General features: G+C 71.8%; 20 protein-coding genes and 1 riboswitch. Of the genes, 4 read left to right on the forward strand and 16 right to left on the reverse strand.

Going from position 1 to position 23,018, the window contains the following annotated elements:
- Positions 1-70: 70 nt before the first annotated feature.
- The 8 genes from AC2CJA_RS01905 to AC2CJA_RS01940 form a co-directional block, all read right to left on the reverse strand.
- Positions 71-1,189 (reverse strand): ABC transporter ATP-binding protein, encoded by a 1,119-nt coding sequence (locus AC2CJA_RS01905; RefSeq protein WP_484600868.1) that lies wholly within the window; start codon positions 1,187-1,189, stop codon positions 71-73.
- Positions 1,186-2,298, reverse strand: a complete 1,113-nt coding sequence (locus tag AC2CJA_RS01910; protein WP_484600869.1) for an ABC transporter ATP-binding protein — start codon at positions 2,296-2,298, stop codon at positions 1,186-1,188. Before AC2CJA_RS01910 ends, AC2CJA_RS01905 begins: the two co-directional genes overlap by 4 nt.
- A gap of 4 nt (positions 2,299-2,302) precedes the next feature.
- Complete coding sequence (locus AC2CJA_RS01915) at positions 2,303-3,256, reverse strand: ABC transporter permease (RefSeq protein WP_484600870.1); 954 nt, start codon at positions 3,254-3,256, stop codon at positions 2,303-2,305.
- On the reverse strand, positions 3,256-4,260 hold the full coding sequence (locus tag AC2CJA_RS01920) for an ABC transporter permease (RefSeq protein WP_484600871.1): 1,005 nt from the start codon (positions 4,258-4,260) through the stop codon (positions 3,256-3,258). The genes AC2CJA_RS01915 and AC2CJA_RS01920 overlap by 1 nt, the downstream gene beginning before the upstream one ends.
- Positions 4,261-4,350: 90 nt before the next feature.
- Complete coding sequence (locus AC2CJA_RS01925; protein ID WP_484600872.1) at positions 4,351-6,018, reverse strand: ABC transporter substrate-binding protein; 1,668 nt, start codon at positions 6,016-6,018, stop codon at positions 4,351-4,353.
- 263 nt (positions 6,019-6,281) lie between these two features.
- Positions 6,282-7,049 carry an enhanced serine sensitivity protein SseB C-terminal domain-containing protein gene (locus AC2CJA_RS01930; protein WP_484600873.1) on the reverse strand — a complete coding sequence of 256 codons (768 nt, stop codon included), beginning with the start codon at positions 7,047-7,049 and terminating at the stop codon, positions 6,282-6,284.
- A gap of 171 nt (positions 7,050-7,220) precedes the next feature.
- Entirely contained in the window at positions 7,221-8,000 is a 780-nt protein-coding gene (locus AC2CJA_RS01935) for an enhanced serine sensitivity protein SseB (RefSeq protein ID WP_484600875.1), read from the reverse strand.
- A gap of 104 nt (positions 8,001-8,104) precedes the next feature.
- The gene (locus tag AC2CJA_RS01940) at positions 8,105-8,806 is read right to left on the reverse strand and encodes an AAA family ATPase (protein ID WP_484600876.1); all 702 of its coding nucleotides are present in this window, start codon (positions 8,804-8,806) and stop codon (positions 8,105-8,107) included.
- A 205-nt stretch (positions 8,807-9,011) separates the two neighbouring features.
- Positions 9,012-9,121, forward strand: a riboswitch (glycine riboswitch).
- A 173-nt stretch (positions 9,122-9,294) separates the two neighbouring features.
- Between AC2CJA_RS01940 and gcvT the strand changes: the two genes are divergently transcribed.
- The 4 genes from gcvT (at position 9,295) to AC2CJA_RS01960 (ending at position 13,856) form a co-directional block, all read left to right on the forward strand.
- Entirely contained in the window at positions 9,295-10,410 is a 1,116-nt protein-coding gene (gene gcvT, locus AC2CJA_RS01945) for a glycine cleavage system aminomethyltransferase GcvT (protein ID WP_484600877.1), read from the forward strand.
- A 119-nt stretch (positions 10,411-10,529) separates the two neighbouring features.
- Complete coding sequence (gene gcvH / locus AC2CJA_RS01950) at positions 10,530-10,907, forward strand: glycine cleavage system protein GcvH (RefSeq protein ID WP_241716060.1); 378 nt, start codon at positions 10,530-10,532, stop codon at positions 10,905-10,907.
- Positions 10,908-10,980: 73 nt separating this feature from the next.
- Positions 10,981-12,249, forward strand: a complete 1,269-nt coding sequence (gene glyA / locus AC2CJA_RS01955; RefSeq protein WP_484600878.1) for a serine hydroxymethyltransferase — start codon at positions 10,981-10,983, stop codon at positions 12,247-12,249.
- 176 nt (positions 12,250-12,425) lie between these two features.
- Positions 12,426-13,856 carry an L-serine ammonia-lyase gene (locus AC2CJA_RS01960; protein ID WP_484600879.1) on the forward strand — a complete coding sequence of 477 codons (1,431 nt, stop codon included), beginning with the start codon at positions 12,426-12,428 and terminating at the stop codon, positions 13,854-13,856.
- A 480-nt stretch (positions 13,857-14,336) separates the two neighbouring features.
- Here AC2CJA_RS01960 and ddaH read toward each other — a convergent pair whose 3' ends face one another.
- The 8 genes from ddaH to AC2CJA_RS02000 all read right to left on the reverse strand — a co-directional run bounded on the left by ddaH (position 14,337) and on the right by AC2CJA_RS02000 (position 23,017).
- Positions 14,337-15,152 (reverse strand): dimethylargininase, encoded by an 816-nt coding sequence (gene ddaH / locus AC2CJA_RS01965; protein ID WP_484600880.1) that lies wholly within the window; start codon positions 15,150-15,152, stop codon positions 14,337-14,339.
- A 136-nt stretch (positions 15,153-15,288) separates the two neighbouring features.
- Positions 15,289-16,554, reverse strand: a complete 1,266-nt coding sequence (locus AC2CJA_RS01970; RefSeq protein WP_484600881.1) for an ATP-grasp domain-containing protein — start codon at positions 16,552-16,554, stop codon at positions 15,289-15,291.
- A 10-nt stretch (positions 16,555-16,564) separates the two neighbouring features.
- The gene (locus AC2CJA_RS01975) at positions 16,565-17,872 is read right to left on the reverse strand and encodes an MFS transporter (RefSeq protein ID WP_484600882.1); all 1,308 of its coding nucleotides are present in this window, start codon (positions 17,870-17,872) and stop codon (positions 16,565-16,567) included.
- On the reverse strand, positions 17,869-19,215 hold the full coding sequence (locus AC2CJA_RS01980; protein ID WP_484600883.1) for an ATP-grasp domain-containing protein: 1,347 nt from the start codon (positions 19,213-19,215) through the stop codon (positions 17,869-17,871). Before AC2CJA_RS01980 ends, AC2CJA_RS01975 begins: the two co-directional genes overlap by 4 nt.
- A gap of 80 nt (positions 19,216-19,295) precedes the next feature.
- Positions 19,296-20,549, reverse strand: a complete 1,254-nt coding sequence (locus AC2CJA_RS01985) for an ATP-grasp domain-containing protein (RefSeq protein ID WP_484600884.1) — start codon at positions 20,547-20,549, stop codon at positions 19,296-19,298.
- A gap of 43 nt (positions 20,550-20,592) precedes the next feature.
- The gene (locus tag AC2CJA_RS01990) at positions 20,593-21,483 is read right to left on the reverse strand and encodes a hypothetical protein (protein ID WP_484600885.1); all 891 of its coding nucleotides are present in this window, start codon (positions 21,481-21,483) and stop codon (positions 20,593-20,595) included.
- A 47-nt stretch (positions 21,484-21,530) separates the two neighbouring features.
- A complete protein-coding gene (locus AC2CJA_RS01995) occupies positions 21,531-22,277 on the reverse strand; it encodes an SDR family oxidoreductase (protein WP_484600899.1) in 747 nt (248 codons plus the stop codon).
- A 44-nt stretch (positions 22,278-22,321) separates the two neighbouring features.
- Complete coding sequence (locus AC2CJA_RS02000; RefSeq protein ID WP_484600886.1) at positions 22,322-23,017, reverse strand: SDR family oxidoreductase; 696 nt, start codon at positions 23,015-23,017, stop codon at positions 22,322-22,324.
- Between the last annotated feature and the right edge of the window lies 1 nt (position 23,018).

The following is a 23,018-nucleotide window of genomic DNA, read 5'->3' on the forward strand; positions in this document are numbered from 1 at the left end:
ACCGCCCGCCTCCGGCCCTTCACGGGTGCGGAGGCGGGCGGTGGCGACGGCGGGGCGTGCGTCGTGCGGCTCACTCGGCCGCGGTCGCGGCCTCCTCCGTCTTCTCCGGCCTCACGGCCTTCTCCGGCTCCACGGCCTCGGTCGGCTCGGTGTGCCCGGCCGGGACCACCTGGGCCGCGTTGTGCGCGGGGCCGATCCGGCCGTCGGCGATCTCCTGGGCCCAGTGGCAGGCCACCCTGTGCCCGCCGCCCAGGTCACGCAGCTCGGGACGGTCGGTCGCGCAGAGCGTGTCCTGCTTCCACGGGCAGCGGGTGTGGAAGCGGCAGCCTGTCGGCGGATCGGCCGGGGAGGGCAGGTCGCCGGTGAGCAGGATGCGCTCGCGGTTGTCCTCGACCTCCGGGTCGGGCACCGGCACCGCCGACATCAGCGCCCGGGTGTACGGGTGCCGGGGCTCGGCGTACAGCATGTCGCTGGGCGCCTCCTCCACCAGCGAGCCCAGGTACATCACACCGACGACGTCGGAGATGTGCCGGACCACGGCCAGGTCGTGGGCGATGACCAGATAGGTCAGTCCCATCTCCCGCTGGAGCTCCTCCAGCAGGTTGATCACCTGCGCCTGGATGGAGACGTCCAGCGCGGAGACCGGCTCGTCGCAGATGATCACGTCCGGTTCCAGGACCAGCGCCCGGGCGATGCCGATGCGCTGGCGCTGCCCGCCGGAGAACTCGTGCGGGTAGCGGGAGAGCGCGCCCGCCGGCAGACCGACCCTCGCCAGGATCTTCCGGATCCTGGCGCGGCGCTCCTCCTGGTCGGCGCCGATGCCGTGGGCCTCCATGCCCTCGGAGAGGATCGACTCGATGTTCTGCCGGGGGTTGAGGCTGCCCAGCGGGTCCTGGAAGACCATCTGGAGCCGGCGGCGGAAGCGGCGCATCTCCTCGTCCGGCAGCTTCGCCAGATCGGTGCCGTCGAAGACCACCTCGCCGTCGGTGACGTCCACCAGCCGCAGGACCGCCCGGCCCAGCGTGGTCTTGCCGCAGCCCGACTCCCCCACCAGGCCGTACGTCTGGCCGGGTTCGACGGAGAGCGAGACGCCGTCGACGGCGTGGACGTGGCCGACCGTGCGGTCGAAGAAGATGCCCTTCTTCACCGGGAAGTGGACCTTCACACCGTTCAGTTGGAGCAGGCTCATGCTCCGGCCTCCTTCTCGGCCGTGCCGGCCGCCGCGTTCTCCCCGGCCGCCGCGGATCCGCCGTCGCCGGCGGCGCCGGTGCCGGGCACCTCGTCCGGCTCGGGCAGCGCGGACTCGCGCAGGTCGGCGGCGCCCCCGGAGAGCACCGGGTTGACGCACCGCACCTGGTGCCCGGGCTTGCGCGGCTCGTCCAGCGCCGGAGTGCCCTGGAGGCACTCCAGCGTGTAGTGGTCGCACCGGGGGGCGAAGGCGCAGCCGTCCGCCCAGGCGATCGTGTCGTTGATGGAGCCGCGCACCGGCCTCAGCGGCTCGCCGCGCGGCGCGTCGAGCCGGGGGATGGACCCCAGCAGCCCGTTGGCGTACGGGTGGGTCGGCGCGTCGAACAGCTCGCGCCGCTCGGCGGACTCCACCACCTTGCCCGCGTAGAGCACGTTGACCTGGTCGCACAGGCCCGCGACCACGCCCAGGTCGTGGGTGATCATCAGCAGGGCGGTGCCCTCCTGATCGACCAGTTCCCTGAGCAGCTCCAGGATCTGGGCCTGGATCGTCACATCCAGCGCGGTGGTCGGCTCGTCCGCGATCAGCAGCCGCGGCGCGCAGGCCACCGCCATGGCGATCAGGGCGCGCTGGCGCATGCCGCCGGAGAGCTGGTGCGGGTACTCCTTCAGCCGCCGGGCGGGATCGGGGATGCCGACCCGGTCCAGCAGGGAGGCGGCCTCCCTGCGGGCGGCCTCGCCCTTCATCCCCCGGTGCCGGGCCAGGATCTCGGTGACCTGGACGCCGATGGGCACCACCGGGTTCAGCGAGGACAGCGGGTCCTGGAAGATCATCGCCAGCTGGGAGCCGCGCAGGTCGCGCATCCCCCTCGGGCTCAGGGTCAGCAGGTCGGTGCCGTCGAAGTCGGCCCGGCCGCCGGTCCTCACGCCCCGGGAGGGCAGCAGCCCCATCAGGGCCAGCGAGGTGACGGACTTGCCGCAGCCCGACTCGCCGACCAGGCCGACGACCCGGCCCTGGTCGACGTCGAAGGACACGCCCGACACGGCCCTCACGTCGCGCCGGCCGCGCTGGGTGAAGGTGACGGTCAGTTCGTCCACGGAAAGCAGGGCCATGTGATCAACTCCGCAGTTTCGGGTCGAGGGCTTCCCGCATCGCCTCGCCCAGCAGGGTGAAGCCGAGCGCGGTGACGATGATGCCCAGCGCGGGGTAGACCGCGAGCATCGGTGCGCTGTCGAAGTAGCCCTGCGCCTGGGCCAGCATGACGCCCCACTCCGGTTCGGCGGCGTCGGGGTTGCCCAGGCCGAGGTAGGACAGCGCCGCCGCCTCGATGATGGCGGTCGCCAGGCTCAGGGTGGCCTGGACGATCACCGGGCTCAGCGAGTTGGGCAGCACATGGCCGAGCGCGATGCGCCGCTTGCGCACTCCGAGCGCCTGGGCGGCCAGCACGTAGTCCGAGCCGCCCTGTGCCAGCATGGCGCCGCGCAGCAGCCGGGCGAAGATGGGGATCTGCACCACGCCCACCGCGATCATCACGGTGGTCAGGGACTGGCCCAGGACCGCCGCGACGGACACGGCCAGCAGCAGCGAGGGCAGCGCCAGCATGATGTCGATGACGCGCATCACGGCGGTGTCGATCCGGCGGCCGGCCCTGCCGCCCAGCACCAGGGCGGCGCCCGAGGCGCCGCCGACCAGCGCGCCGACGGTGAAGCCGAGCAGCGTGGCGACGATGCCGACCAGCAGGGTCTGGCGGGCTCCCACCAGCAGCCGGGAGAACTCGTCGCGGGCCAGGTGGTCCAGGCCGAGCCAGTTCTCGGCGCGGGGGCCGACGAAGACGTTCTGGTTGGTGAGGACCTCACCGCGCCACAGCTGCGCGGTGGGGCTGTACGGGGCGACCCACGGGCCCACGATCGCGACCACCACGAACACACCGATGACGCACGCGCCGATCACGGCCATCTTGCTCGTCTTCAGCCGCCGCCATGCCTCGACCCACAGACTGGCGCCCGTGGAGGTCTCGGTGGAGGCGGTGAGCTCGGCGAGCCGGTCGATCTTGTCGGTCTTGGTGCTCATCAGTGCACCCGCACTCTCGGGTCGATAAGGCTGTAGGCGAGGTCAACCAGCAGGTTGATGACGACGTACGCAGCCGCGATGAACATGATGAAACCCACCAGGACCGGGTAGTCGCGCTCGTCGATGGCGGTCTTGATGAACGAGCCGATGCCGCCGAAGGCGAAGACCGACTCGGTGAGCACCGCGCCCGACAGCAGGCCGCCGGTGAGCAGGCCGACGGCGGTGACGATCGGCAGCAGCGCGTTGCGCAGCACATGGCGGCCGCGCACCACCTGGCGGCTCAGGCCCTTGGACTCGGCGGTGCGCACGTAGTCCTCGCCGAGCACCTCCAGGACGCTGGCCCGGGTCATACGGGTGATGATGGCCAGCGGGATCGAGGCGAGCGCCAGGGCCGGGAGCACCAGGTGCCTCACCGCGTCCCAGGCCGCGTCGAGCTCGCCGGTGAGGATGCCGTCCAGCACGTAGAAACCGGTGACCTCGGTGGCGTCGAGGCCGGTGGTCTGGCGGCCGAAGCTGGGGAACCAGCCGAGCTGGACGGCGAAGACGGCCTTGAGCAGGAAGGCCAGGAAGAACACCGGGATGCAGATGCCCACCAGGGAGCCGGAGACCGCGGTGACGTCCAGCCAGCTGCCGCGCCGGCGGGCGGCGAAGTAGCCCAGCGGGACACCGACGGCGACGGCGATGATCATGGCCGAGATGCCGAGTTCCACCGTGGCCGGGAACGCCCGGGTGAACTCGTCCCACACCGGCTGGCCGGTCTGGGTGGAGACCCCCAGGTCCAGCTCGGACAGCCGCCTGAGGAAGCGGCCGTACTGGACCCACACGGGCTGGTCGAGCCCGAGGGCCGCCTCGATGCGGGCCTTGTCCGCCTCGGTCGCACGCTCGCCGAGCATGGCCGCGGCGGGTCCGCCGGGAAGCCGGTTCAGCCAGATGAACAGCAGAACGGACAGGCCCAGCAGGGTGGGTATCAGTTGGAGCAGTCTTCGTACGACGAGACGCAACACCCCGCGACGCCCCTTTCTTGGTCCTCATGGGCAGGTCCGCCCGGCCACTTCGGATGCCGTGGCCGGGCGGACCTGCGCGCGGTCATGCGTTTACTTGAAGGAGACCTCTGCGAAGTTCTCCTGCGTCAGCGGGGAGACCTTCGGGGGGTTGACGTCCTCGGCGAACGCGATGGAGGGCGGGGAGGAGGAGATCGGGATGCCCGGGATGTACTCCATGATGGCCTCGTTGGCCTTCTTGTACAGCTCCACCCGCTTGACGGCGTCCGCCTCGGCGCTGGAGCCCTTCACCGCGTCGAAGACAGTGTCGTCGCGGAAGCCCCACTGCTCGTCGTAGCCGGCGAACCAGGTGCCGATGAAGTTGTAGGCGTCGTTGAAGTCACCGGTCCAGCCCAGCAGGTGCAGGTCGCAGGTGCCGGCCTCGACGGCGTCGATGTAGTCCGGGGCCCACTTCATGGGCTTGGGCTCAACGGTGACACCGGCCTCCTCCAGGTCGGACTTCATCAGCTCGAACATGTCGGCCGGGGCGGGCATGTACGGGCGGGTGACCTCGGTCGGGTAGCAGAAGGTGACCTTCAGTTTCTCCTCGCCGGCCTTCTTCAGCAGGTCCTCGGCCTTGTCCGTGTCGAACTCGTAGGTGGGGACCTCGTCCGAGTGGCCGTCGACGGTGTCCGGCATGAACTGGGTGGCCACCACGCCGCCCTCGGGCAGCTGCGTCTTGACGATGTTCTCGCGGTCGATGGCGTGGGTGATCGCCTGGCGGACGTCCTTCTTCTCCAGGGCCTCGTTCGCCTCCTGCGACATGCCCATGTAGAAGATGTTGAACACACCGCGGACCGGGACCTGGAAGCCCTCGTTCTCCAGGGTCTTCACGTCCGAGGGCGCGACCAGGTCGTAGCCGTGGATGTTGCCGGCCTGCAGCGCCTGGCGGCGCGCGGACTCCTCGGAGATGGTGCGGAAGACCAGCTTCTCGACGCCGGCCTTGTCGCCCCAGTAGTCGTCGAACCGCTCGAGGGTGACTTCCTTGTTGCCCTTGTCCCACTCGGTGATCTTGAAGGGACCGGTGCCCGCGACGGTGCCGGCCTCCTGGCTGTACTTCGGGTAGGAGATGGTGTCGCCCTCGCCGCTCAGCTCCTCCTCCTTGTAGGCGTCGATGGCCTTCGGGGAGTGGATGGCCAGCGCCTGGAGCGAGAAGCCGCCGGGCAGGTTGGCGGTGGCCTCGTGCACGCTGATGACGGCGGTCAGCTCGTCCTTCGCCTCGCAGCCCTTGTAGTTGGCCTCGGACGTGTCCTTGTTCTCGTTCTCCGCGAAGCCGCCGAAGATCTTCTGCCAGTAGTAGGAGACCGCGATCTCCTGGTACGTGCCGGTCCAGTTGAACCAGTGGTCGTAGTTCTTGCACACCGCCTCGGCGGTCAGCTCCTCGCCGTCGTGGAACTTCACCCCCTCGCGGAGATTGAAGGTCCACTCGGTACCGCTCTCGTCGGCCTCCCACGACTCCGCGAGGCCGCCGACCAGCTTGCTGCCGCCCGGCTCGTGCTCGATCAGCGCCTCGAAGGCCTGGCGGGTGACCCGGAACGTCTCACCGTCACTGGCCAGTGCCGGGTCCAGGGAGCCCGGGTCCCCGGCGGCGCCGAAGACGAAGGTGTCACCACCCTTGCCCTCGTTCTCCTCGCCTCGTTCACTGGCACATCCAGTGGCGATCACACCAACCGCGAGGGTCGCCGCGATCGTCTGGACGACCCTGGAACCGGTTATTCGCATGTTCCACCTCAGGGGTCGGTGACGGTTTGACTGCTGGTCGCCCGAACAGTACTGCGCCCAACCATCGGTGTGAACTGTCCGCATGTCGGTGATATAGACCTGAGACCCTGGTGCCCGGAACGGCGGCGGCGCAGGTCAAAGCATTGATACCGGATGAAACCACCGATCTCCGGTGGACTGGGGGCCGGCGCCGGGGAGCCCCGGGCGCACCGACGCGCCGCCCCGGGCCGGGCGGGCGGATGGGGCCGGGCGGTGAGGTCGCGTCAGCGGGGGCGGGGGTAGCCGTAGCCGTGTCCGGGGGCCGCCGCGGGGACGGCGGCGTGGGCGTCGCGGTCGAAGAACGGCCGGGAGTTGGCCCGCAGCCACATGGCGACCGGGTCGTACTCGTCCGACATCGACACCGTGGAGACCGCCAGTCCCTCCGGCACCGAGGCCACCGACTGCCGCATCATCGCCCGTACCGACTCCACCGCCTGCGGCGCGAAGTCGTACAGATCGAGCCCGATCACCAGGCGCGGGGCGCCCAGAGCGGGCTGCACCCAGGCCCGGCGCAGGGTGCGCACCGCGGGCGTGCGGTGGGCGTTGTGCACCAGTTGGGCGTAGAAGTTCGGTACGTCCACGGTCGGTTCGCCGATGCGCAGCGGCCCGGCGGGCAGCCTCTCCAGTCCGCCGGCGATCCGGCGCAGGTCCAGCCAGGGGATGCCGACGCCGCCTCCGGGCGCGTGCGGGTTGAGCCACAGTCCCCAGCGGTCGGGGAAGAGGGCGGCGGCGACGTCGCGTCCGCCGACCACCTCGTGGGCCCTGCTCCAGCCGGAGGAGGCCAGCTCGTGCCCGGAGGTCACACAGGGCGCGTAGCCGTGCCCGGCGACCTCCATGTTCCCGTACTGGGCGTCGGGGGAGCCGGCCTGGCCGTGCCAGAGCAGCATCCACACCTGACCGGAGGCGAGGGCGTGCAGCAGCGCTTCATAGGTGTCGTACCGCCCGGGCGCCACCTGCCGCAGCAGTTGCTCAACGCTTCCACCCGCGCTCACGTGGGCCGCCCCTTCTCGCGTCGTCCTCGCTCACCGGGCCGCGCGTGCGTCCCGTCCCGTCCCGACATCCAACCAGCTTACGGTCCGTGCCCGACAGGGTCCGGACCACTCGCCCCGCTCCGGGCGCGGGCCCCGGGGCAGGGCCGCACGGGAGGCCGGGCGGCCCGGACGTCAGTACGGCCGGTCCTGGCGGGTGTAGAAGGGCCGCACGCACTGGCGCATCCAGTCCACGACCGGATCCTGGGCCGCGTCCAGCAGCACCATCTGCACCGGCCAGCGCACCGGCTCCCGGCCCAGCGCGCGGCCGAGCGCGTCGTGCGCCGCCGCACGGGCCTGCGGGTCCAGCAGGTCGAGCTCCACTCCGACGAACAGCGCGGGCGGGTCGCCCTCGGCGCTGGCCAGGCCGCGGCGCGCGGTGCGGACCTGCGCCAGCACCGCGAACTCACCGGCCGCGGCGGCCAGGAAGTCCACCGGCTCCTCCTGCCAGTCGGGCTCGAAGAGCCGGACCCGGGCGCCGCTCGCCATTCCCGGAATCCCCTCGGCCCCGCCCTCCCGGCACAGTTGGGCCACGGCGTCCGGGGGCAGGGGGACACCGACGGCGCCACCGGGGTTGACCGCGATGCCCACCTGCGGCGGCAGGCCGCGGGCGAACTCCCGCGCGGGCGCGACGGCGAAGGGCAGGTGCGAGCCGGCGCACTGCCGGAACTGCCGCTCGGAGCTGAAGACGGGGACGTAGGGCGCCCCGTCGAGCTGGATCGTGGGCAGGTCCAGACTGGGGCTGGCCGGCCCGCCGCCCTCGGGCAGCGGCACCCACAGACTGCTGCGCCCGAGCACCTCCAGCAGCCGGGCGCCCGCTCCGGGGGCGCCGAGGGAGGCGGCGAGGGTCTCCTCCAGCTCGTTGCCGGGCCAGTCGCCGCCGTGCCCCGGTCCGTACTGCTGCGGGATGGTCATGGGAAAACCTTATCGGCGCCGGGCGGGTGCGTCCGCCCGCCGGCCGCGCCCGCCTCCACGGGGTGCGGATGCCGTGGGACGCGGGGGCCGCGGGGCCGCGGGGGTCACTCGAACTCCACCGCGCTCAGCGCCCCTGCCGCCGTCCGGTCCAGCAGCACCGACGCGACGCAGCCCGGGTGCAGCCGCCCGGCCTCCGCGTCCGCCACCAGACGGCGCACCGCCCGCCGGTGCCGGGCGAAGGCGTACGCCGAGACCCCCCGCCCCCGTGCCGCCTGGCCGGCCAGCGCCACCCGGGGCGGTACGTCCAGCAGCAGCAGGTGCACGGCCCGCCCGCGCCGCCGCGCGTCCCGGGCCAGCCAGCGGCGCACCCAGCCCTGGGCTCCGCAGTCGTGCACCACCACGCCGGCGTCCGAGGCCAGGGCCCGCCGCAGCGCGAGGTAGTGCGCGATCCTCACCAGGGGGCGGTAGACGGCGTACGGCAGCCGGGCGGGCATCCGCCGCTCCCAGCGCTCCCGCATGTCCTGGGAGTCGATCCGCACCGCCGCGCCGTCGGCGACCACGCGGCGGATCAGGGTGGACTTGCCGCTGCCCGGCAGCCCGGAGACGACCACCCGGTCCCCGGCGGGGAAGCGCAGGACCCGCACCTGCGCCGTGCCGCGCAGATCGCGTCCGCCCGCGCTCCCCGGCTCGGCGGCCGGCACCGCCGCGGGCACTGCCTTCCGCGGCGCGCTCCTGCGCCGGGGCGGCGCTCCACCCTGTGCCGTACAAGCACTCTCCAGGCTGCTCACCGGATACGCCCTCCCCATTTCGCGCCACGTGCTCGCGGCGTCACCCCGAGCGTGTCAAGAAGGGGGACGGTGAACAAGACGGCCGCTCACCAGGTGTGTCACGGTGCCGTGCCCGTCCCGTCACCCCTCTCGTCGCGGGCCCGGCGGCGCGGCTTCGCGCCCGCCCGGGGGTGGTGCGCGCCGGGCGTGCGATGATGAGCGTGTCAACTGCATACCGGCCGATCGAGTCCGCACGGGAGAGTTCCCGGAAAACGCTGGTCACGACGGTTTCCGGGGCGCCGAAGGAGCAAGTCCTCCCTTGAATCTCTCAGGCCCCGATACCGTGTGGACGAGGCAGATCTGAAAAGCGGGCGGCTCCGAGGGGAGCCGCCCCACCCAAGGTGCAAGCCGTGGCCCGCCCGGGCGACTCTCGGCGAACCTCTCAGGTTCCGATGACAGATGGGGAGGACGTGTCCTTCCCACCGTCCTCGCACGCCATCGCCACCTCGCCCGGGAGCCTGCCCACCATGAGTGATTCCCCCCGCCGTACCGCCCTCGACGCCGTGCACCGCGCCCTGGGCGCGACCATGACCGACTTCGCCGGCTGGGACATGCCGCTGCGCTACGGCAGCGAGCGCGACGAGCACAACGCCGTGCGTACCCGCGCCGGCCTGTTCGACCTGAGCCACATGGGTGAGATCGCCGTCACCGGTCCGCAGGCCGGCGAGCTGCTGGACCGCGCCCTGGCCGGCCATCTGTCCGCCGTCGCCGTGGGCCGGGCGCGCTACACCATGATCTGCGACGAGTCCGGCGGCATCCTCGACGACCTGATCGTCTACCGGCTGGGCGCCGAGGAGTACCTGGTCGTCGCCAACGCCTCCAACGCCCAGGTGGTGCTGGACGCCCTCACCGAGCGGCTCGACGCCTCCGGCCTCACCGGCGCGGCCGTGCGCGACGACCGCGACGCCTACGCCCTCCTGGCCGTCCAGGGACCGCAGGCGCCCACCGTCCTGGCGAAGGTCACCGACGCCGATCTCGGCGGCCTGAAGTACTACGCCGGGCTGCCCGGCACGGTGGCGGGCGTGGAGGCGCTGATCGCCCGCACCGGCTACACCGGCGAGGACGGCTTCGAGCTGTTCGTCGCGCCCGGCGACGCCGAGACGCTGTGGCGGGCGCTGACCGAGGCCGGCGCGGACGCGGGCCTGGTGCCGTGCGGGCTGTCCTGCCGCGACACGCTGCGGCTGGAGGCGGGCATGCCGCTGTACGGCAACGAGCTGACCCGTTCCACCACCCCCTTCGACGCCGGGCTCGGCCGCGTGGTGAAGTTCGACAAGCCCGGCGACTTCACCGGCCGCGCCGCCCTGGAGGCCGCCGCCGAGAACCCGCCGCGCAAGCTGGTCGGCCTGGTCGCCGCCGGCCGCCGGGTGCCGCGCGCCGGGTACGCGGTGGTCGGCGCGGACGGCTCGGTGATCGGCGAGGTCACCTCCGGCGCCCCCTCCCCCACACTGGGCAGGCCGATCGCCATGGCGTACGTGGACGCCGCCCACGCCGCCCCGGGCACCGAGGGTGTGGCGGTGGACATCCGCGGTACGCATGAGCCCTACGAGGTCGTCGCGCTGCCGTTCTACCGGCGCGAGCGCTGACGGCTCGGGCCGCCGTACCGCCCGCCCGACCGCCCCTTCCCGCACCACCCGCCCGGGTTCCCGTCCCACCTGGCAAGACCCGTTTCTCACACCACACCCCTGATCAGGAGAATCACGCCATGAGCAACCCCCAGCAACTGCGCTACAGCAAGGAACACGAGTGGCTGTCGGCCGCCGAGGACGGCGTCTCGACGATCGGCATCACCGAGCACGCGGCGAACGCCCTCGGCGACGTCGTCTTCGTGCAGCTCCCGGAGGCCGGCGACACGGTGACCGCGGGTGAGACCTGCGGCGAGCTGGAGTCGACCAAGTCGGTCAGCGACCTGTACGCGCCGGTCACCGGTGAGGTCACCGAGGTCAACCAGGACGTGGTGGACGACCCGGCGCTGGTGAACTCCGCCCCCTACGAGGGCGGTTGGCTGTTCAAGGTCCGGGTGACGGACGAGCCGGAGGACCTGCTGTCCGCCGACGAGTACGCCGCCTTCACCGGCGAGTGAGCGGCGGCCCGCCCGCCTCCTCCGCCCCGGATCCGCCCTCCGCCGCCAGCCCACCACGATCGGAAAGACCCGGATGTCGCTTCTGAACAGTTCCCTGCACGAGGTCGATCCCGACGTCGCCGCAGCCGTCGACGCCGAGCTGCGCCGTCAGCAGACCACCCTGGAGATGATCGCCTCGGAGAACTTCGCCCCGGTCGCGGCCCTCCAGGCCCAGGGCTCGGTCCTCACCAACAAGTACGCCGAGGGCTACCCCGGCCGCCGCTACTACGGCGGCTGCGAGCACGTCGACGTGATCGAGGACATCGCCCGCGAACGGGTGAAGGCCCTCTTCGGCGCCGAGGCCGCCAACGTCCAGCCGCACTCGGGCGCCTCGGCCAACGCCGCGGCGATGTTCGCCCTGCTGCAGCCGGGCGACACCATCCTGGGCCTGGACCTGGCGCACGGCGGCCATCTGACCCACGGCATGAAGATCAACTTCTCCGGCAAACTGTACGACGTGGCCGCCTACCACGTCGACGCCGAAACCGGCCTGGTCGACATGGAGGAGGTCGAGCGGCTGGCGCGGGAGCGCCGCCCCAGGCTGATCATCGCCGGCTGGTCGGCGTACCCCAGGCAGCTCGACTTCGCCGCCTTCCGCCGCATCGCCGATGAGGTGGGCGCGCTGCTGATGGTGGACATGGCGCACTTCGCCGGCCTGGTGGCCGCGGGTCTCCACCCCAACCCGGTGCCGTACGCGGACGTGGTCACCACCACGACCCACAAGACGCTGGGCGGTCCGCGCGGCGGGGTGATCCTGTCGAAGCAGGAGCACGCCAAGAAGATCAACTCCGCGGTCTTCCCCGGCCAGCAGGGCGGCCCGCTGGAGCACGTCATCGCGGCGAAGGCCGTCTCCTTCAAGATCGCGGCGACGGAGGAGTTCAAGGACCGCCAGCGCCGCACCCTGGAGGGCGCGAAGCTGCTGGCCGAGCGGCTGACGCGGCCGGACGCGGCCGAGGCGGGCGTCGCCGTGCTGTCGGGCGGCACCGACGTCCACCTGGTCCTGGTCGACCTGCGCGACAGCGAGCTGGACGGCCGGCAGGCCGAGGACCGCCTGCACTCCATCGGCATCACCGTCAACCGCAACGCCGTCCCGAACGACCCGCGTCCGCCGATGGTCACCTCGGGCCTGCGCATCGGCACCCCGGCGCTGGCCACGCGCGGCTTCACGGCCGACGACTTCCGCGAGGTCGCGGACGTCGTCGCCGAGGCCCTGAAGCCCTCGTTCCACGAGGCGGAGGCCAAGGAACTGGCCGGCCGCGTCTCGGCGCTGGCCGACAGGCACCCGCTGTACCCGGGCCTGTAAGGCCCCGGCACGGCACCCGGGTGCGCCGCCTCCACCGGCGGCGCGCCCGGCCCGCCGACACCGTCCGGCACCGTTTCCCGCCCGACGACGCTTCCCCGCCCCGCACACCCGCGGGACCCCACGCCCGCCGCACCCGGCGGGCCGCGAACCACGAGCAGACAAGGGAGTCCGCCACCGTGGCCATCTCCGTCTTCGACCTCTTCTCCATCGGCATCGGCCCCTCCAGCTCCCACACCGTCGGCCCGATGCGGGCGGCCGGGATGTTCGCACGCCGGCTGCGGAAGGAGGGCGTACTGGACCGCACCGTCTCGCTGCGGGCCGAGCTGTTCGGCTCGCTGGGCGCCACCGGCCACGGCCACGGTACGCCCAAGGCGGTGCTGCTCGGCCTGGCGGGCCACTCGCCGCGCACCGTCGACGTCGAGGCCGCGGAGGCGGAGGTCGAGCGGGTGCGGCACTCGGGCCGGCTGGGGCTGCTCACTGCCGGCGGGGAGGGCGGCGATGAGAGCGGCTCCGGGAACGGATCCGAAGACGGCGGGGGCGGCGGCCACGAGGTCGTCTTCGACGTCGACCGCGATCTGGTGCTGCACCGCCGCCGCTCGCTGCCGTACCACGCCAACGGCATGACCCTGGCCGCGTACGGCGCCGACGGCACGCCGCTGCTGGAGAAGACCTACTACTCGGTGGGCGGCGGCTTCGTGGTGGACGAGGAGGCGGCCGGAGCCGGCCGCATCAAACTCGACGACACGGTGCTGAAGTACCCCTTCCGCACCGGTGACGAACTGCTGCGCGCCACCCGCGAGACCGGCCTGTCCGTCTCGGCGCTGATGCTGGAGAACGAGCGGGCCTGGCGCGGTGAGGAGGAGATCCGCGCGGGGCTGCTGGAGATCTGGCGGGTGATGCGCGAGTGCGTGGCCCGCGGCCTGTCGCGGGAGGGCATCCTGCCCGGCGGTCTGAAGGTGCGCCGCCGCGCGGCCGCCTCGGCGCGGCGGCTGCGCGCCGAGGGGGACGCCGCCGCGCACGCCATGGAGTGGCTGACGCTCTACGCGATGGCGGTCAACGAGGAGAACGCCGCCGGCGGGCGCGTCGTCACCGCGCCCACCAACGGCGCGGCGGGCATCATCCCGGCCGTACTGCACTACGCGATGGAGTTCGTGCCCGGTGCGGACGACGACACGGTCGTGCGCTTCCTGCTGACCGCGGGCGCCGTCGGCCTGCTGTTCAAGGAGAACGCCTCCATCTCCGGCGCCGAGGTCGGCTGCCAGGGAGAGGTGGGCTCGGCCTGCTCCATGGCCGCCGGCGGCCTCGCCGAGGTCCTGGGCGGCTCCCCCGAACAGGTCGAGAACGCCGCCGAGATCGGCATCGAGCACAACCTGGGCCTGACCTGCGACCCGGTGGGCGGCCTGGTCCAGATTCCGTGCATCGAGCGCAACGGCATGGCCGCGGTCAAGGCGGTCACCGCGGCCCGGATGTCCCTGCGCGGCGACGGCCGCCACCACGTCTCCCTGGACAAGGCCATCAAGACGATGAAGGAGACGGGTGCGGACATGAAGGTCAAGTACAAGGAGACCGCCCGCGGCGGGCTGGCCGTCAACGTCATCGAGTGCTGAAGGGGCCGCCCTGACCTGCGGTTCCTGTCCTTTCGGAACTGTCGGGCCTTTTCTCGTCCACACGACGGAAAGTCCCTGAGAAGTCCCTGGGAAGGGGCCGGGCGGAGCACCCGCACAGTACCTGATCAGCTCCGGAGTCCTCAGGCGGGCAGCCGTACGGCTGCCCGCCTGAGGACTTGCTGTCTCGGAAAGCGCAGCGCAGCGGGTCAGCCACCCGGCTGGCCCGCCTCGTGAGGCCTCCGCCTCACCCCTCTTTCTTCCTGCCCACCGCAGCACCGCTTCTCCGTCGCCATGTCCAGTCCCGTGTACACGGCCAGCGGGCGCAAGGTGGTGTCCCCGCCAGGACGTGCCCCGAGTCCGTGGGCGAGGGTGAAGCGTCGGCGAGCAGGCACTCCCGCCCGGGCGATCATGATGAGTCGGTATCCGTCCGCCCGCACGGCGGGCCGAGCACTGCCCGTCCCGCCGCGACCGTGCGTCGGCTCAGGAGCGCAGTTCCAGGGTGCAGCACTTCACGCTGCCGCCCGCCTTGAGCAGTTCGGTGAGGTCCACCCCGATCGGGTTGAAGCCGCGGGCCGACAGTTCGGCGATGAGGCCTTCGGCGATCTCGGGGAGGAAGACGTTGAGACCGTCGGAGAAGGCGTTGAGCCCGAAGACGGCCGCGTCCTCCTCGGAGGCCAGGATCGCGCCGGGGAACATCTCCCGCAGAACCGCCTGGCTGCCCGGGGTGAAGGCCGCCGGATAGTACATGATCTCGGTGTCGGAGAGGACCGCCAGCGCGGTGTCCAGGTGGTAGTAGTGCGGGTCCACCAGGGTCAGGCTCGTCACCGGCAGGCCGAAGAACTCCTGCGCCTCCTGGTGGGAACGCGGGTCCGTGCGGAAGCCGGTGCCCGCCAGGATGCGGCGGCCGACCGGCAGGTAGTCGCCCTCCCCCTCGTTGATGTACTCGGGCCACAGTATCTCGCGGTACCCCTGCCGGGTGAACCAGTCAAGGTAGGCGGGGCCTTCCGCGGTGCGCTCGACATGGCGGAAGCGTGCGCCGAGGACCTTGCCGTCCACCACCGTCGCCCCGTTCGCGGCGAACACCATGTCGGGCTGTCCGGGCAGGGGGTCGATCACCTCGACGGTGTGGCCGAGCGACTCGTAGAGTCTTCGCAGACGTTCCCACTGGAGCATCGCCAGACCGGTGTCGACCGGCTTCTCCGGATGCATCCACGGGTTGATGGAGTACGACACCTCGTAGTGGACCGGTCGGCACATCAGGAAGCGACGCGGGACTGCGGTGCGGGTCACGGACATGTTCGGGTCTCCTTTGCCTGCACTGTCAAGTGATTGCACGGGGTTGCCCGCAACACGGTCTCGGCCGTGTCGCGGGCCGATGGGGCGGGATCGTCCACCGTCGGCGTCCCGTGGCGGTGCGGGTGCTGTACGCGGGTCAGGTTCGGGGCCGGACCACTACCTCGATCGACGCGGCGGCGCCCCGGGCGCGCCGGCGCGCCTCGGCCGCGTCGGCGCCGGTGGCCATGACCGAGCCGACGCGGTCCCGGCCGGAGCGCAGCGCCCGGGTGACCGACCCCGGCCCGGCGAGAACGTCGGCGGAGACGACCCCCGGGAGGCGGGCTGCCGCCGATACGCCCTCGACCCGGATGACCTCGCCCGGTTCCGCGGAGACGAACCAGCTCGCGGCACCGCCGGCCGCGCGGTCGGGCAGGTCGGCGCGGGGTGCGTCGCCACGCATCACCGCCAGGTATTCGTGGGTGATGTCGATGCCCCAGGCGAGGTCGATGAGCGTGATGATTCCGTCGCCGGGCATCCGTCCCGCGCACTCCACCAGGTGCGGCTCGCCGTCCACCACGATCCACTCGCAGTGGACGAAGCCGGTGGCGAATCCGACGGTCCCAAGGAGGTGCTCGGTCGCCGAGCACAGGCGCTCGTTCAGCTCCGCGGGGATGTCGGCGGGCACGGTGTGCCCGAGCTCCACGGGGCGATCGCCGGGGAAGAGCGACTTGGCCGTCACGTTGCCGAAGAGGACACGGCCGTCCCGGATCAGGAGTTCGACACTGAACTCCGGTCCGGACAGGAAGGATTCGGCCAGCATCCGGACCGGTGCGGTGCTCTGCGCGGCCATGGCCCGGTGCTCACGGACGGTGCACTCCGTCCACGCCTCCGCCACGTCCTCGGCGGTGCGGATGATCCTGGTGCCGATCGAGCCCTGGCGGTTGGCGGGCTTGAGGACCACCGGCCCCCCGGTCTCGGCCATGAGCTTGCGGACCTCGTCCGGGTGGGTGACCGGGCGCGATGCCGGGTTGCGCACCCCGCTGTCCGCGGTCACTTCCCGGAGCAGCCCCTTGTCGCGCAGCCGATCGGCCGCCAGGGGGCCCGCGCCGGGCAGGCCGAACAGTTCGGCGAGCCGCGCCGCGAACGGCACGGCGTACTCGATGCCGGGGATGACGGCGGCCGGCGGCCGGCCCTCGTACTCGCCGTGGAACCGGGCCGCAGCGCCCTCGGCCTCGTAGTCGGCCGTGATCAGTTCGCAGGGAGCCTCGGCGGTGGCGAGCACCGCCGCCAGGTTCTTCTCGCGGGCCGCCGTCGGCGTGTCCACGAAGAGCGTCGTGGTGTCGCGGTGGTGCTTTCGCGCGACGTGCTTCCAGCCCGCCGTGTAACCGACGATGATCACCGGGCGGTTGTCGGACTCCACCACTGAACGCCTCCTAGGGGGTTGGTGTGGCAGTGGGGGCACTGTGCCGGGCGGGCTCCGCGCGTGGACGCATCGCGACTGCCGCGGCCAGCGTCGACAGCAGTCCCAGCGCACCCCAGGCCAGCCACACCCGGTTGCCGAGCGCGTCCCAGCCGAAGGTGCCGATCACCGGCCCCAGCGCGCTGCCGAGCCCGAACGCGGCCTGGGTGAGGCCGAGGTAGCGGCCCTTCGACCCCGGGGGGGCGAGTTTCGCGGGGTAGGTCCACATGGTGGGCCCTCCGACCATCGTGCCGAGGACCCCCACCAGCGTCGCCGCCACCAGCAGGGGGACGTACTGAGGCGCGACGTACATCGCCTGTCCGCATCCCAGGAGCAGCAGTCCCGAGCAGGCCGCCAGCCAGGCGGGCCAGCGCTGGGTGAACCGGGTGATGAGCAGCTCCAGGGCGATGATGGCCGCCGCGGACAGGGTGATCACCCAGGTGTAGGCGGTGGGTGTGTAGCCGGCTTCCTTCATGGACAGCGGCAGGGCCACGAACGACTGGATGAAGATCGCCGCACTGAGGAACATCGCCAGGAGGAAGAGCATGAAGCGGACGTCACGGATGATGAGCGCGTAGCCGGCACGTCCCGGGACCCCTCCCTCCCCGGCCTTCCCGGAGTCCGCGGTCTCCGCGCGTACCGTGCTGTCCTTCGGTATCGCGATGACCGCGATCAGGGCGTACGCCAGCGAGGCCAGTCCGCTCACCCAGAACAGCAGGTTCCAGGAGACCGTCACCAGCCAGGCCGCGAACAGCCGTCCCACCGTCGCGCCCAGGTTGAGCGCGATCCGGTTCATCGAGAACACCATGACGTGGCGTTCCTCGGGCACCAGGTCAGTGAGCAGGCTCAAGGACGCCGGGCGGTACGCCTGGATCATCGCTCCGGAGGCGGCGACGACGGCGACGACGACGTGGTAGTTGCCGATCATCGGCACGGCGGCGGTCAGTGTCGCGGCACAGGCCATGGCCAGCACGATGGTCCTGCGGGGACCGAGGCGGTCGGCCAGCTCGGCGCCGAACATCACCCCCACGATGGTGCCGACGCCGTACGCGGTGAGCGCGATACCGGCCTGCCCGGTGGAGAAGCCGCGCCAGACAAGGTAGAGCACCAGGAAGGGCTGGACGAAGCCGCCGACCTGGTTGACGAAGACGCCCAGGAGCAGGAAGCGCACAGCCGGGTGGCTGTGGCGCAGAGTCCTGACGGCGCCCCACGTCCCGGCGTCCCCGGCCGCCTCGTTCCGCTTCCCTCCCTTCCCGTCCTTTTCTGCCGGTACGGCGCTCATCGGTTGTTCTCCGTCCCGGTGGCGGTCCGGTCCGCGGCACTCGGTGTCGTCTGGGACCACACCAGCTCGGGTGCCGCGTTCGCGTCGAGTGCGGGTGCGGGACGGTATTCCAGACCGATCGCCTCGCGGGCGCGGGTCAGGCCCGCCTCGCATTCCTCGACCGTGTCCGCGACGCATATCGCGTAGGCGTAGCGGGAGATGTAGCCCCGCGGGGGGAGGCGCAGGACATCGCCCGGCTCGACCAGGGCCGCGGCCCGGTGCAGCCCCGGGACTTCGCCGGGCCGCGGAAGCCGCACCCGATCGACCGTGCAGTCCTCGTCCGGGTAGGCGAAGTGGATGGCCGCGGCACGGCCGCGGCCGTCGGTGGTCAGCTCGACCGGGCGGCCCAGGGCGGCGCGGGCCGCGACCCGACCGGGGTCGATGCCGTTGGACAGGGCACCGAGGTAGGGGATGAGTCCGCCGCCCGGGCGGGCGTTGACCTCGATCAGGCGCGGCCCGGAGTCCGTCAGCTTGAGCTCGGTGTGGGTGATGGCGTCGGCGGCGCCGAGCAGCCGGTGGACATCGGTGAGGAACGCCGTCAGGTCTTCCGAGGACAGCAGCGGGTCGCGCGGGTCGACGAGGTGGCCCTCCTCCTCGAAGTAGGGGGGCAGTGCCACTCGTTTGCGGGCGAGCGCCAGGGGCTGATAGACGCCGTCGGCGAACAGACCGTCGACACTGATCTCCGGGCCGTCGACGTACTCCTCGACCAGCACGGACGCCGTGAAGACCGGCACGCCCGGATAACTGGGTGCGGCGGCCTCCCGGTAGGCGCCGGCGAGTTCTTCCGCGCAGGAGACGAAGACGACGCCGAGGCTGCCCGCCAGTCCCCGGGGCTTGAGCACCACGGGATAGCCGATCGCGTCCGCCGCCTCGGCGGCCTCGGCGAGCGAGGAGACGGCCGCCGAACTCGGCTGGCCCACACCGGCGGCGGCCAACAGCTTTCGGGTACGGCCCTTGTCCCGGCAGTTGCGGACAGCCTCCGTGCTCATACCGGGCAGGGACAGGGCGTCGGCCACGGCGGCGGCGGGCTCGACCAGCGCCTCCGAGAAGCAGAAGACACCGTCGACCGGGCGGCTGCGCCGCAGTTCCCGGGCGGCGTCGACGAGCGCCTGCGGACTCGAGGTGTCGACCTGGGTGAAGCCCGCCAAGTATGGCTTCTGCCAGGTGGGTTCGCCAGAGTCGAAGAGCCAGAGCGGATGCTCCGCGGCGGCCCCCGCCAGCAGGTACTCCCGGTACAGGCGTATGCCGCTGCCGACGACGACGAGGACGCCGTCGTGCGGGTCGGCCGATTGCGGGTTCGTCATCTGGTTCCATCTCCTCCTGTGGGCTGTAGTCGTGCCCTGCGGCTCGGCTGGAGACCGGGTTCCGGTCGCGGCGGGGCGCGTCAGCCGATGGTGTAGAAGCCGTCGCCGTCGAGCTGGCGGATGGTCCCGTGGTCGCGGCGGACGATCTCCTCCACTTCGTGGGCGAGGTTGACCAGCAGTGGGATCTTGAAGTCGTCGACGGTCCGGTGGATCGGGTCACCGGGTGCCACGGCCATCTTGAGCTCGTGGAAGCTCTCCAGGATGCGCACCTCGGGAAGCCGGGGGTAGGCGACGAGGGTGCCGGAGCGGGGTGCGATCAGCCCGATGGAGGCGATGTGCCGTTCGATGCGGTAGTCCTCCCCGCACCGGTCGAGGAAGACGTCCGGCGCCAGGTAGGCGTCGGCGGTCCACTCCAACTGGCCCTCTCCGAGCGCGGTCCGCACCAGTGTGGGCAGGCCGCCGCCGCACAGCCGGGCGCCGCTCTCGATAAGACAGGGGCCGTCGGGGGTGAGTTTCAGTTCGGTGTGCGCCGGTCCGTTGGCCACACCGAGCGCGTCGAGCACCGCGAAGGTGTACGCGACCAGTTGCTCCTGTACCTCACCCCTCCGGGGAAGCAGATGCGCCCCGTCGAGGAGGTCGCGCACGCCGTTGGCGGAGATGTGGGTGGTCCGCCATATGTCGCAGACGTGGTGCCGCCCGTCCATGCTGACCGTGTTGACGTAGTACTCGGTGCCGAAGAGGTACTCCTGCACCAGTACGGCGTCGTTGCGGGACGCGACAGCGTTGTCCTTGCCGAGCACGGCGCGGACGGCGGTCCGCACCTCGTGGCCGGACTCGCAGAACCGGACTCCTTCGCTGCCGGCGCTGCGCACCGGTTTGACGACGACCCGGCCGCCCAGCTTGCCGGCCCACTCCACGGCCTCGTCCTCGTCAGAGGTCATCAGCTGCTCGACTCCGCGCAGCCCGGCGGCCCTGACCGTCTCGACCATGCGGAACTTGTCCCGGCGAGCGGCGCTCTTCGCTGTGCCGTTGGTCCGCAGGCCCAGCGACTCGCTGAGGGCGTCGGCGAGTTCCACCCCGACTTCGCCGCCCGGCAGTACGGCCACCGGGCGGTGTTCAGCGAGGACCGCGGCGGTGGCGGCCGGGTCACCGCGATGGACGATGTTGGTGTCGAAGTCCTCCGGGACGAACTGGGGGGCGAAGACGGCGGGGATGCGTCCGGTGCTCTGGACATGGACGACGCGGTGGCCGCGCTCCCGCAGCAGGGGGGCGAGGCGGTTCGCCGAGGAGTAGGCGTCGACAATGGCGACGGTCGGCGCGGCGGATGTGGACACGGGGGTTCCTTTGCTCGGAGGGGCTCCTCGCCCTCGCCGACCGTCAGCCGGCGAGGGCGAAGACACCCTCCCGGTTGCGGGAGTGGTAGTGAGCGATGTCGGCGAGGACGGTGGCTTCGTCCTGGTGACGCAGCCACAGCACGAAGGTGGCGTTCTCGTCCAGCGAGGGCTCCAGGAGCGTCTCCGGCTCGGGGATGCGTTCCGTTCCCACGTACGAGGGGCGGGCCAGCAGCTCGGCGAGGCCGATCACCTCGGCGAGCCGGCCGGGGGTGCGGACGATGAAGGAGTAGTCGGCGACGAACCCGGGGTGCCCGGTGTCGGCGAGGGCGACGGGCCGTCCGGTGGTGAGCGCACCGTGCTGGCCGGGTATGCCGAGCAGGTCGCACAGCTCGGGCAGCGGGGAGGCCGCCTGTCGGCGTGCGAACTTGACCACCTTGGTGACGTGCTCGGCGACGACGAGTTCGAAGTGCACCGGTCCATCGGTGATGCCGGCGGCCTTGACGACCTTCTCCAGTTCGGTGGTGAGCCTGGGGAGCAGCGGGGAGTCGGAGGCGACGTTGATGACGCTGGTGAGGATCGTGCGTACGCCCTCCTCAAGGGTGAAGCAGCGCCAGCAGTCGGTGATGACCAGGCGGCCGTCATGCACGACGGCGTTGGCGAAGTGCGGGGTGCCGGAGACCATGGCGTGTGCGACGACGCGGCTCCCGGGCCGCCGCCACAGGTGGGCGGTGTCCTCCTCCGACAGCGGGGCGCCGGGGTGGTGGAACAGCGCGGATCCCATGTCGTCGGAGACGTCCGGGCGTACCACCACAGTGCCGGAGGCGGCAAAGAGGTGGTGGGCCAGGGACGCCGGATTCTCCAGGACGGTCAGATCCAGGGCGAGCGCGGGGTCGCCGGCGGCGACCACCGCGTTCTGGCCCATCTTGGTGCTCACCCCGGGGGGTCTTGTGTGCCGGTCGTCCTGTGGTGGTGTGGGCATGGTCAGACCTGCTCTCGGACCTGCTCGAAGTGGAAGGACTTGATGAAGCAGTCGCGGGGCTGGCCGACGGCGAAGAGCACGCACTCCGACAGCGACTGGGAGGTGAGCATGGAGTCGGCCGTGCGCGGTGCCGTCTCCCAGGCCTCCGACAGCGGGTCGTTGTTGCGGAAGTCCGGCGGGTAGAGGGAGATGACCCTCACGCCCTTGGAGCGCAGGCGCTTGGAGAGCACCTCGGTGAAGCCGGTCTGGGCGTGCTTCGCGGCATAGAAGGCGTCGTGGGCGCTGGAGCGGTGGTCCCCGGGGACTCCGCAGACGGACACCATGGTGACGATGTCGGGCTGCTCGGAGGCGAGCAGCAGGGGCAGGAAGTTCTTGACGGTCAGGACCGTGCCGGTGGCGCCCGAGGCGATGGTGTCGATGACCTCGTCGTCCGAGACGGAGAGCAGGTCGGTGCCCTCGAGCCACCGGGCGGCATTGTTGACCAGGACGTCCACGTGGTCGGTGATCTCGCCGACCCGGGCGGCGAAGCCGCGCACCGACGCGGGGTCGGTCAGATCGCAGGCGAAGGCGTGCACGCGGTCGTGGCCGAGGGCGCGGATCTCGTCGCGCACCTTCTCCGCGCCCTCGGCGGTGCGGGCGGAGAGGAAGACCTCGGCGCCCTCCTGCGCGAAACGGATCGCGAGGGTACGGCCGAAGTCGCGGGAGGCGCCGTTGATGACGACACGGCGGTTGCCGAAGCGGTTGCTCATGGTGGTGTCCAAGGTCGTTGTGGTGTCGGAGGTGGGAAGCGGTTTCAGGGCGCCGGGAAGACGAGGCCGCCGCCGGACGGCTCCTGGGGAAGCCGGTGCAGCAGGTAGTCCACCGCGGCACGGGCCCAGTCCTGCGGGCCGGGATAGGTATGGTGCTCGTCCGGCAGGCAGGTGGCGAGCATCTCGGTGTCCACGGCGCTGTCCGGGGCGACCGCGGCGACCTTGACGTGGGCGGGCACTTCCTTGGCGACGGCGCCGACGTAGCCTTCGACGGCGAACTTGGCGGCGCTGTACGCAGCGAGGAACTCGCGCGGGGTGCGGCCCCAGCCGGAGGAGACGGCGACGAAGGAGCCCCCGGGCTCCAGCATCAGCGGCAGGAACGCGTGGGCCATCGTGTGCACGCCCTCGACACTGACCCGCATGATGCCGCTGAAGACGGCAGGGTCGACCTCCCAGACGGGCCGCTGCGCGTGGATGGCGCCGGCGTTGGCGACGACCAGGCGCGGCACGCCGATCTCGGCGACGGTGGTCCGGGACCACCGCGCGACGGCCGCGGCGTCGGTGACGTCCACGGCCTCGACGAGGTGCCCCGGCCCGAGCCGGTCGCGCAGTTCGGCGACCGCGTCCGCGGAGCGACCGCAGCCGGAGACGGGGTGGCCCAGCTCGGCGAACCGCAGTGCGAGCGCACGGCCCATCCCCTTGGTGACACCGGAGATCACCACCGGATACCTGTCGTTCATC

Source organism: Streptomyces sp. ATLC9 (assembly GCF_057196705.1).

Coding starts and splice junctions, on each gene's coding strand:
- AC2CJA_RS01905 (WP_484600868.1), bottom strand. CDS start 1,189: ATGAGCCTGCTCCAACTGAACGGTGTGAAGGTCCACTTCCCGGTGAAG.
- AC2CJA_RS01910 (WP_484600869.1), bottom strand. CDS start 2,298: ATGGCCCTGCTTTCCGTGGACGAACTGACCGTCACCTTCACCCAGCGC.
- AC2CJA_RS01915 (WP_484600870.1), bottom strand. CDS start 3,256: ATGAGCACCAAGACCGACAAGATCGACCGGCTCGCCGAGCTCACCGCC.
- AC2CJA_RS01925 (WP_484600872.1), bottom strand. CDS start 6,018: ATGCGAATAACCGGTTCCAGGGTCGTCCAGACGATCGCGGCGACCCTC.
- AC2CJA_RS01935 (WP_484600875.1), bottom strand. CDS start 8,000: ATGACCATCCCGCAGCAGTACGGACCGGGGCACGGCGGCGACTGGCCC.
- AC2CJA_RS01940 (WP_484600876.1), bottom strand. CDS start 8,806: ATGGGGAGGGCGTATCCGGTGAGCAGCCTGGAGAGTGCTTGTACGGCA.
- gcvT (WP_484600877.1), top strand. CDS start 9,295: ATGAGTGATTCCCCCCGCCGTACCGCCCTCGACGCCGTGCACCGCGCC.
- gcvH (WP_241716060.1), top strand. CDS start 10,530: ATGAGCAACCCCCAGCAACTGCGCTACAGCAAGGAACACGAGTGGCTG.
- glyA (WP_484600878.1), top strand. CDS start 10,981: ATGTCGCTTCTGAACAGTTCCCTGCACGAGGTCGATCCCGACGTCGCC.
- ddaH (WP_484600880.1), bottom strand. CDS start 15,152: ATGTCCGTGACCCGCACCGCAGTCCCGCGTCGCTTCCTGATGTGCCGA.
- AC2CJA_RS01975 (WP_484600882.1), bottom strand. CDS start 17,872: ATGAGCGCCGTACCGGCAGAAAAGGACGGGAAGGGAGGGAAGCGGAAC.
- AC2CJA_RS01980 (WP_484600883.1), bottom strand. CDS start 19,215: ATGACGAACCCGCAATCGGCCGACCCGCACGACGGCGTCCTCGTCGTC.
- AC2CJA_RS01995 (WP_484600899.1), bottom strand. CDS start 22,277: ATGAGCAACCGCTTCGGCAACCGCCGTGTCGTCATCAACGGCGCCTCC.
- AC2CJA_RS02000 (WP_484600886.1), bottom strand. CDS start 23,017: ATGAACGACAGGTATCCGGTGGTGATCTCCGGTGTCACCAAGGGGATG.